Here is a 10,276-nt window from a genome sequence, read left to right on the forward strand (position 1 = left end):
CCCGGTCATCATGCGGCGCCGGCCGAGTGGCTGATCCGGGCCAGTTCGGCCATCCCGCGGATGACGCACGGCCACGGCTCGCTGGGCACCCCGGTCCCACCGGCGGTGCAGGCCCGGCAGCGGCCGGAGGCGTCGGGCACGTGGGCGTTGAGCAGGCGCAACCAGACCCCCACCATCGGGGCCAGCTCGTCGGCGAAGGCACTGGCCCGCGGTCGCGAGCGCTTCTCTCCGCGTGGCACCACCACTGCTCCCCTTTCCGGCCGGGCCCGGTCGTCCGTGCGCCGAGCATGCCAACGTTCACGATCTCTGCACGAACGAATGCATGTGCATCTGCACTCACCGCGCGCCAGAGCCACAACGTACGCCTGTTCGCGCACCTGCTGAACCGATCACTAGTGCGTCCGAGTGAACAGCTTGTGCTCTGTATCGCGTCCCGTCACGGAGCGGATACGGTCGATCCCCTCCCCCACCACGCTCCGCCACAGGAGTTCCGATGACCGTCCGCTCGACCGTGGCCGCGGTGACGCGCCGCCACGGCGACCAGACCACCGGCCCGGTGCCGCCCGCATGACGACCGGGATCGACAACGGTCGCGGCACCGGTCGGGTCCGCACCACCGGCGGGGGCGCCGGCCCGTCCCGCGGGCTCGGCCCGGACGCCGCGGCCGCACTGGCCCGCGTGCTCGACACCGCCCCCCTGCTGGTGCTGGTCACCGACGCCGACCTGCGCATCACCTGGGCGGCGGGCGAGGCCACCGGCCACCCCGACGCCCGGACGCTCATCGGTCGCAGCGCCGGGGAGGCGTTCGGGACCGACGACCCCGACCACCCGTGCATCGCGCCGCTGCGCATCGCGCTCGGCGGCGAGCAGGCCCGCGCGCAGTGCCGCCGTCCCGACGGCGCCCGGCTCGACCAGTGGACCGGCCCGCTGCGCGCGGACGGCGGCGAGCCCGGCGGCGCCGTCGCCCTCGTCCTGGACGTCACCGACGCCGAGCGGGCCGGGCGGCGCGCCGAGGTCGCCGAGGAGAAGTTCCGCCGGCTCGTGGACAACTCCCCCGCCGTCATCGACGTGCGCGACGCGGACGACCGCATCACCCAGGCCAACCCCGCGTTCCTGCGCACGTTCGGCGTGGGCCTGGCCGACGTCGTCGGCTACCGGCCGCGGCCCGACCTGCCCGGCGCCGACGACAGCGACGTCGCCGACCTGCTCGACACGGGCAGGCGGGTGCGCGAGTCCGGCGCGTCGCGCGTCTGGCAGGGCCGCATCCCCCACCCCGACGGCCACCTCGTCGACCTGCACGGCCACGTGTTCGCGCTGCCCACCGAGGACGGCGGGCCCGGCGTGGGCGAGGTCTTCGTCGACGTCACCGCGCTGGAGCGGGCCCGCCGCGAGCTGGCCGACTCCGAGCAGCGCTTCCGGGCGCTGTTCAACGCCGCCGATATCGGGGTGCTGCTGCTCGCGCCGGACGCGCGCGTCGTCGACGCCAACCCGGCCGCCCTGCGGCTCACCGGGCGCACCCCGCAGCAGGTGCGCGGCCAGCCGATCGACATCGCGCTGACCGCCGCCGACGTGGAGCGCCACGACCCGCTGTGGGCCGAGCTCGTGGCCGGGCGGCGCAGCCGCTACGACCTGACCGTCACGGTGCGCAGCGCGGAGGGCCGCCAGCGCCCGGCCCGGCTGACCGTCACGCTGGTGCGCACCCGGGAGGGCGCCCCGGCGCTCGGGCTGGGGCTCGTCGCCCCCCTCGCCGCCGACGCCGAGACCGTCACGGTGCCCGCCCGCAGCATGCCCTCGGCCGGGGAGGCCGCCGTCCTGGAGCGGCTCGCGGCCGGCGCGAGCCTGCAGCAGATCGCCACCGACCTGGGCATGAGCCGGCGCGGGGTGGACTACCGGATCACCCGGCTGCGGCACAAGCTGCGCGCCGACGGCCCGGGTGGCGCCCCGGCCAACAGCGCGGCGCTCATCGCCCGGGCCTACGCGCTGGGCATCCTGCACCCGGCGGTGTGGCCGCCGCGGGTGGCCGAGCCGCAGCAGCCCGACGAGCGCACCGAAGGCGCGGGCTGAGCCGGCGGGCGCTCAGCCGGTGCGCCGCGGGGCGGGTGGCGGGGCGACCGTGCCCCAGCGCCCGCCCGCGCCGCGGACCGCGGCCCTCACGGGCGGGTGCAGCAGCTCGACCGCCCCGTTGCCGCTGCACCCATGCAGCCACCGGGCGAACTCCTCGGCCGGCGCCGGGCGCAGGTGCAGGTAGCCCTGGGCCGCGTGCGCCCCGACCGCGCGCAGGAAGCCCTGCTGCTCGACCCGCTCCACGCCCTCGGCGACGACGGTCAGACCCAGCCGCCCGGCGACCTCGATGATCGCCTCCACCACGGCCTCGTCGGCTGCCCGGCCCGGGCACCCGGCCAGGAACGAGCGGTCGATCTTGACGATGTCCAGCGGCAGCGTGCGCAGGGTGCTCAGCGCCGAGTAGCCGGTGCCGAAGTCGTCGATCGCGATGGCCGCGCCCAGCTCGATGAGCCGGTCGAGGGCGTCCTCGATGGCAGGCGAGTCGAGCACCATGCTCTCGGTCACCTCCAGCACCAGCCGCCCCGGCGCCAGCGCGAAGTCGGCGATGCAGGAGCGCACGGCGTCCAGGAACGGCGCCTCGGTCAGCTGCGCGGCCGAGACGTTCACGTGCAGGGCCAGCGGGCCGCCCGGACCGCTCCACCCCGCCGCCTCCGCGCACGCCCGGCGCAGCACGTGCGCCCCGATGCCGACGATCGCCCCGCTGCGCTCCGCGGCCGGCACGAACTCCCCCGGCGGCAGCAGGCCCCGGGTGGGGTGCCGCCAGCGCACCAGGGCCTCCACCGCCACCGGGTGCCCCCGGGAGACCGACACGATCGGCTGGTAGTGCACCTCGAGCTGGCCGGCGTCGGCCGCCGCGGCCAGCTCGGCCTCGAAGTCGGCGCGGTCGTCGTCGCCGAGCAGGCCGGCGTCGAAGACGCGCACCCGGTTCTTCCCGGCGGCCTTGGCCGCGTACATCGCGGCGTCGGCGTGGCGCAGCAGCTCGTCGGGCGAGACGCCCGCGGTCGCGAAGGCCAGCCCGATGCTCACCCCGACGTGCACCAGCCGCCCGTTGACCGACACCGGCGCGGCCAGCAGCCGGACCAGCTGCTGGGCGACCGCGAGCGCGGTGTCGTCGGAGTCGGGCAGCAGCACGGCGAACTCGTCGCCGCCGAGGCGGGCGCACAGGTCCTGCGGGCGCACCGCCCGGCCGAGCCGCGTGGCGACGTGGCGCAGCAGCTCGTCGCCCGCGGCGTGGCCCAGGCCGTCGTTGACGACCTTGAAGTCGTCGAGGTCGAGGAACAGCAGCGCGAAGCGCCGGTCGGGGGCGTCGCGCTGGGCCGCCAGCGCGGCGGTGAACGCCGAGCGGTTGGCCAACCCGGTCAGCGGGTCGACCAGCGCCTGCGCGGTGAGGTCGCGGTGGGCCTCGCTGGTGCGCAGGGCCAGCGCGATCTGGTTGCCCACCGACCGCACCGCCACGACCGCGTCACCCGGGACCCTGTCCGCCGACCCCATCGCGAACCAGCGGTCGGGACCGCCGGCCACCGGCATGAACAGCCACTGACCCGCGAAGCCGACCAGCCGCGCCATCGCGGCGTCGTCGGCGCAGGGCGCGACCTCGTTCAGCGCCACCCCCGCGGGCAGCACCGACCGCGGCAGCAGGCCGGCCTCCTCGCCGCAGGGCCCCGAGCGCGCCAGCACCCGCAGCCCGCCCGGCTCGCCGCGCATCAGCATCGCGCACAGCCCCGGCGTCGCCGCGCAGATGGCCGTGACGACGCGGCGGGCCTCGCGGTCGATCGCCACGCCGTCGGTCGGCCCGATCAGCCGCCTGCCCAGCTCCACCAGCGCGGCGTCGCGCTGCTGGGCCTGGTCCCTGGCGAACAGGCTGCGCGCCAGCGACCGCGCCACCAGCATGGTGAAGCACAGGGCCGGGATCGGCAGGGCCATGCTCAGCGCCTCGGCCGCGGCGTCGCCGCCGTAGAGGTCGGCCCACAGCGGGACCGCGGCCAGCACGCCGGCCGGGACCAGCGCGCAGTACAGCACGGCCCGCAGTGCCGTCCCGTAGAGCGCCCGCAGCCAGACCGCGGCGAAGGTGAAGATCCACACGGCCGTCGGGTTCGGGAACACCGCGGCGATCGCCGTCAGCGCCCCGGCCTCCAGCACGTCGAGCGGGAGCGCGTCGTGGCGGGTGCGGTAGCGCCGCACCCACGCCCCGATGAGGACGACGACGGCCACCGCGACCACGGCGAGCCCGTCGGGGTCCATCGTCAGCACGGGCTTGGGCAGTGTGGACAGCAACGAGAGCACCGCGCTCAGCGTGAACAGCCACCGGGCCTGCTCGACCAGGCCGCGCGGGCGGCGCAGCGCGGCCCAGACGCGCGCGGGCCCCACCGGTCGCGCGCACGCGGCGGTCGGGCCGTCGTCCGGCGAGCCGTCGAGTCCCACTCCCAGCCTCTCCCGTCCCCGGCCACCCGGAGCTGACCGAGCCACTCAGAGCGGCACGTGCACTAGACCGATCGGACGCCGAGCACCCGCATCACAGTCCCCGACACCGTCCGCCCATTCGGGCAGGCAGAGTAGCCCTGCTCACCCTCCGTGGTCGCAGCGGTGCAGATCACGGTGCCGATGCGGCTGTAACGCCGCACGGTTTACGGACAATTTGACTACTGTAGTACACCCGAACAGAGTAATGCACCAGTTGACGGGGCGCCTACCGGTCGTCCGCCTGCGCCGAGACGCTGTCTGCGCTGAACGGGTGAGTAGCGACGAACGGACGAATGACATCTGGCGGTGACCGCTCCAACACAAGTAGTAAGTGAGCCGCCACCGCCCGCTGAACGCACGTCTCGGAGAGGGGTCACCGACCGTGGACATGTCCGATCGTCGTCGATCCGCCGCCCACCACGGCCAGACCCACCCGGTGACGGTCCACGAGCTGATCGCCCGCTACCGACCGGCCGCCCCGCCCGGGCCGCCCTGCCCCGCCGCCCCCGTCTCGGTGGGCGCGCTGCTGCGCCGCGAAGGACGGGCGCGGCGCGCGGCCGACCGGCCGCTGCTCCCGCGCGGCCACTCCCGCCCGGTGCCGGTCCCCGCCGCCCCCACCCCCGGCGGCACGCGGTTCCGGCGGGCCACCGGGGCCGCCGGGGTGCTGTTCACCGCGACCGCCGTGCTCGGCCCGGCCGTGCTCAGCGACCTGCAGCACCTGCGCCCGGACATCGAGGCGCGCGACACCGCCCCCGCCGTCCCCTCCGGGGCGGGGACCGCACCACCGACGGGGGCCGACGCGCTCCGCGGGACCGCGGTGGAGCCCCCGATCGCGCTGGCCGCCGCCGTGGTGGCGCCCCTCGCCCTGCCCGCTCAGCGCTCGGCCGCCGACCTCCCGGTGGCCGGCGGTCGGGCGCTCGCCGCGCTGGCCACGACTCCCGCCGCGGCCGGCGGAGGGCTCGGGGCGGTGCCGCGTCCGGCCGCGGAGGTCCCCGCACTGGCCGCCATCCCGCTCCCGCGCGGTGCCGGCGCCGTCGACCTGCCGGCCGCGGACCCGGGTCGCCCGGTCGGTGCGGTCGCCGTCGACGTGCTCGGGCCGCCCGGTCCGTCCGGACCCGGGGCGGCCCCGAGCGCGCCCGCGCCGGCCCCCGCACCAGGACCCGCACCGGGACTCGGCGGGGTTCCCGGGCCGGATCCCGGCACCGGCCCGGGCGCCGGACCCGGCGCACCGGGTGGCCCCGCCCCGGAGTCGCCGCCGACCGGGCCGCCGACCGGGCCGCCCACCGCGCCGCCGGCTACGCCACCGACGGGCCCGCCGAGCACCCCGCAGGGCCCCGGCACCCCGCAGGGCCCCGGCACCCCGTCGACGCCGGGCGCCCCTCAGGAGGGGAACCCGGTGCGCGACGTGCTCGGCGGCGTCGCGACGACCGTCGCCGCGCCCGTCGGCGAGGTCGCCCGCCCCGTCGGCGATGTCCTCGACGCCGGGACCGGGCTCGTCTCCGACGCCGTGGTGGAGCCCGCCGCGCAGGCCCTGCGACCGGTCACCGAGCCGGTGGCCGCCGCGACCGGCGCCGTCGCCACCGCGGTCGTCGCCCCCGTGGCCGAGCCGGCCGGCGAGCTCGTCGGCGGGGCCACGCGAGCGGTCGTCGCACCGGCCGCCCAGGCCCTGGCCCCGGTGACCGAGCCGGTGGCCGCCGTGGCCGAAACGACCGCCGAGACGGTCGTCGAGCCCGTCGCGCAGCCGCTCGCGGCCGCGGCGCGACCCGTGGTGGAACCGGCCGGTGAGCTCGTGGCCATCGCGACCGAACCGGTGACCCCGGTGGTCGAGCCGGTCACCTCGGCGCTGCGGCCCGTCACCGAACCGGTCGCGGAGGCGGCCGAGACCGCCGCCGCACCCGTCGCGCCGCTGGTCGCCCCGGTGGCCCGAGCCGTGGAGCCGGTGACCGCACCGGTCACCGGGCTGCTCGGGCTGGGCTGAGCCGAGCCGGCGGGCGTCAGGCGCTCTCGCGCAGCACCAGCTCCGAGGGCAGCAGCGTGCGCGGCGCCATCGCGCCCGGCGACCCGAGCAGCGCCTCGACGGCGGCGGCGTAGATCCGCTCGACGGGGTGGCTGGCCGTGGTCAGCGACAGCGGGCCCAGCGCGGCCGCCGGCACGTCGTCGAACCCGGCCACGGCCACGTCGCCGGGCACGCGCACGCCCAGCGAGCGCAGCGTGGCCATGGCGCCGAAGGCCACCTCGTCGCAGGCGGCGAAGATCGCGTCGGTGTCCGGCCAGCGGGCCATCACCTCGGCCGCGCCCCGGCGGCCGCTGTCGAGGTCGAACCCGCCGGCGACCAACCGCTCGGGGCGCCCTTCCCCGGCCATCACGTGCCGGTAGGCCAGGGTCAACCGGCGCGCGCAGGGCAGCCAGGCCGGCGGCTGGATCATCGCCACCCGCCTGCGCCCGGAGGCGCACATGTGGCGCAGCACGGCCGTGGAGCCGGCCAGGCTGTCGACGTCGACCGAGGGCATGTCGCCGCCGCCGATGCCGATGGAGACCACCCGCCCGCGCAGGTCGGCCGGCATCGACTCGAGCACCGGCCAGGTCGTGTTGACCAGAACCACGCCGTGCACGCCGCGTTCGGCGGCGAGCCCGGGCAGCAGCCCCCGGTCGTGCACGGGCGCCCACCGCAGCGACACCCCCACGCCGTGCCGGTCGGCCGCCGAGGCGGCCGCGCTGAGCGCCCGGCCGACGTACTCGCAGTTCTCGATCGCCGCGCGGGACTCGCCGAGCACGGCGATCACCACCCGCGTACCGGCTCCACCGGCCAGCGCGCGGGCCGTCGGGTCGGGGCGGAAGCCCATGCCCTCCGCGACCGCCCGCACCCTGGCCCGGGCCGGTGTCGAGCCCGGCCCGTCCTCCAGGAGCGCGCGCGACGCGGTGGCCCGCGACACCCCCGCCGCCCGGGCCACGTCCTCCAGTGTCACCGCGGTGCGCCGCCGCTCCATCCCCGCCCCCGATCGGAGCCGGCACCCCCTCCGACCCCCGCGCCAGTCCTACCACGCGACCCCGACCCCGCCGCGACCCGATACCGCGCAGACCCAGACAGCGCAACGACGCCGCCCACGGGCGGGTGCGCCCACCACGGCGGACGGTCCTCCCTCCGCGCCGACCGGCGGGACCGCGCGGGGGACGGCCGACCACCGGCTGACCGGCGCCCGCGGCCGACCGCTCCCCCGCGGTCCGGCCGCCCCGCGGGCGCGTAGCAGGCGCGCGCCGACCCGGTCGGGCGACCACCGGGCGCGGCGCCTGACCCCCTGCCGACGACGCGCACACGGACGGCGGGTCGACGGCGAACGGGCGTCCGGACCGGGAAATGATGATCGGCGAAATCCCGGTGGCGCCGACGGTGCCGCCACCCACCCACGTGCCGCCCCGGACCCCCCGCCGTCCGGTCGCGCCCGCACGGCGTTTCTCGCACGGAGTAAGACATGCCGGACGACCAGCCCCACGAGCCGAGCGAGATCACCTACGCCGAGCACTTCCATCCGGCCCGCCCGCGCAGCCTGCGCCACCGCGCCCGGGTCAAGGCGCCGTTCACCCGGCGCCGGTCGGCCTCCACCGACGGCGAGCCGGTCGGCGCGAACCCGATCTACGTCTCCTGGCTGCTGGGGCAGTCCATGCTGGCCGACGCCAACGAGATCAGCCGGCAGTTCTCCGGGCAGGCCACGATGTGGCAGAACCCGTTCGCCAACCCGAGCCCGCGGATCGCCGTGGAGGCCGCCCCGGTCTGGTTCACCGCCTACCCGCTGTCGTTCATCACCCGCCCCGGCGAGTCGTTCCTGGCCGCGCTGGCCGACGAGGCGCTCTGGGAGGCGTTCGCCACGATCGGCATCCACGCCGTGCACACCGGGCCGGTCAAGCGCGCGGGCGGGATCACCGGCTGGCGCACCACGCCCAGCGTGGACGGCCACTTCGACCGGATGAGCACCGAGATCGACCCGGCGTTCGGCACCGAGGCCGAGTACCGCGCGATGGTCGGCATGGCCACCTGGTTCGGCGGCACCGTCATCGACGACATCGTGCCCGGCCACACCGGCAAGGGTGCGGACTTCCGGCTCGCCGAGATGAACTACGGCGACTACCCCGGCATCTACCACATGATCGAGATCGAGCCGGAGGACTGGGTGATCCTGCCCGAGGTCCCGCCCGGGCACGACTCGGTCAACATCGACCCGTCCACCGAGGAGCAGTTGGAGAAGGCCGGATACATCATCGGCAGGCTGCAGCGGGTGATCTTCTACGCGGAGGGGATCAAGGAGACCAACTGGAGCGCCACCGCGCCCGTGGTCGGCGCGGACGGCCTCGAGCGCCGGTGGGTCTACCTGCACTACTTCAAGGACGGCCAGCCCTCGATCAACTGGCTCGACCCGTCCTTCGCCGGGATGCGGCTGGTGATCGGCGACGCCCTGCACTCGCTGGCCGACCTGGGCGCGGGTGCGCTGCGCCTGGACGCCAACGGCTTCCTCGGGGTGGAGAAGAGCGCCGAGGGTCTACCTGGCTGGTCGGAGGGCCACCCGCTGTCCGAGGCGGCCAACCACCTGATCGGCTCGATGGTGCGCAAGCTGGGCGGGTTCACCTTCCAGGAGCTCAACCTCACCATCGACGACATCCGGGCCACCGCGCAGACCGGGGCCGACCTGTCCTACGACTTCGTCAACCGGCCCGCCTACCACCACGCGCTGGCCACCGGCGACACCGAGTTCCTGCGGTTGACCCTGCGCACCTCGCTGGAGCTGGGGGTCGACCCGGCCTCGCTGGTGCACGCCCTGCAGAACCACGACGAGCTCACCTACGAGCTGGTGCACTGGTCCACCGGTCACCGCGACGACGTCTACACCTTCCGCGGGCGCGCGGTCACCGGCGCCGAGCTGGCCGACACCGTGCGCCGCGACCTGTGCGAGCGGCTCACCGGCCCGGCCGCGGCGTACAACCTGATCTTCACCACCAACGGGATCGCGTGCACCACCGCGACCGTCATCGCCGCCACCCTCGGCCTCGCCGACCTCGACGCCGTCGACGACGAGGCGAGGGCCCGCATCATGCGCGTGCACCTGCTGCTGGCCATGTTCAACGCGCTGCAGCCGGGGGTCTTCGCGCTGTCGGGCTGGGACCTCTGCGGGATGCTGACCCTGCACCCCTCCGAGGTCGCCACGCTGCTCGAGCACGGCGACACCCGGTGGATCCACCGCTCGGCGCACGACCTCATGGGCGTGGCCCCGGACGCCACCCGCTCGCCCGCCGGGATCCCGCGCGGGCGCTCGCTCTACGGCCCGCTGCCCGAGCAGCTGGCCGACGAGACCAGCTTCGCCCGCCAGCTGCAGGCGATCCTGGCGGTGCGCGACCGCTACGGCATCCCCACCGGCTCCCAGGTCGACGTCCCCGACGTGCCCGACCCCGGCCTGCTGGTGCTGGTGCACGAGCTGCCCGACCCGGAGCAGCTGCACCTGTCGGTGCTCAACTTCAGCGACCGCCCCATCAGCACCTCGGTGACCTCCGCGCACCTGCCCCCGGGCGCCGAGGTGACCGACATGTTCACCGAGCGCCGGGTCGCCACCGTCGACGCCGGGCACGGCGTGCCGGTGGTGCTGGAACCGCACCAGGGCCACGCCCTGCTGGTCCGGCGCCCGGAGGCCGGTCGGGCCTGAGCTACCGTCGGGGGGGGCGCGCCGCCCCGCCGCCCCCACCCCCGGGCCGGCCGGGGGGTCCACCC

Annotated in this window: 6 protein-coding genes; 3 read left to right on the forward strand and 3 right to left on the reverse strand. The window is 76.5% G+C overall.

Features of this window, described 5'->3' with window-relative positions; all coding sequences use genetic code 11:
- Positions 1-8 precede the first annotated feature (8 nt).
- A complete protein-coding gene (locus KDL28_RS00885; RefSeq protein WP_252435186.1) occupies positions 9-242 on the reverse strand; it encodes a hypothetical protein in 234 nt (77 codons plus the stop codon).
- Positions 243-567: 325 nt separating this feature from the next.
- On the opposite strand from KDL28_RS00885, the gene KDL28_RS00890 reads away from it, so the two are divergent.
- Complete coding sequence (locus KDL28_RS00890) at positions 568-2,064, forward strand: PAS domain S-box protein (RefSeq protein WP_252435187.1); 1,497 nt, start codon at positions 568-570, stop codon at positions 2,062-2,064.
- 12 nt (positions 2,065-2,076) lie between these two features.
- Here KDL28_RS00890 and KDL28_RS41230 read toward each other — a convergent pair whose 3' ends face one another.
- A complete protein-coding gene (locus KDL28_RS41230; RefSeq protein ID WP_252435188.1) occupies positions 2,077-4,485 on the reverse strand; it encodes a putative bifunctional diguanylate cyclase/phosphodiesterase in 2,409 nt (802 codons plus the stop codon).
- A 475-nt stretch (positions 4,486-4,960) separates the two neighbouring features.
- On the opposite strand from KDL28_RS41230, the gene KDL28_RS00900 reads away from it, so the two are divergent.
- The gene (locus KDL28_RS00900; protein WP_252435189.1) at positions 4,961-6,502 is read left to right on the forward strand and encodes a hypothetical protein; all 1,542 of its coding nucleotides are present in this window, start codon (positions 4,961-4,963) and stop codon (positions 6,500-6,502) included.
- Between the two features lie 16 nt (positions 6,503-6,518).
- Here the strand turns inward: KDL28_RS00900 and KDL28_RS00905 are convergent, their stop codons facing one another.
- Positions 6,519-7,511 (reverse strand): LacI family DNA-binding transcriptional regulator, encoded by a 993-nt coding sequence (locus tag KDL28_RS00905; protein WP_252435190.1) that lies wholly within the window; start codon positions 7,509-7,511, stop codon positions 6,519-6,521.
- 483 nt (positions 7,512-7,994) lie between these two features.
- Here KDL28_RS00905 and treS point away from each other — a divergent pair, with 483 nt between their 5' ends.
- Positions 7,995-10,211, forward strand: a complete 2,217-nt coding sequence (gene treS, locus KDL28_RS00910; protein ID WP_252435191.1) for a maltose alpha-D-glucosyltransferase — start codon at positions 7,995-7,997, stop codon at positions 10,209-10,211.
- Positions 10,212-10,276: the final 65 nt, after the last annotated feature.

Source organism: Pseudonocardia humida (assembly GCF_023898865.1).
Taxonomy (GTDB): domain Bacteria; phylum Actinomycetota; class Actinomycetes; order Mycobacteriales; family Pseudonocardiaceae; genus Pseudonocardia; species Pseudonocardia humida.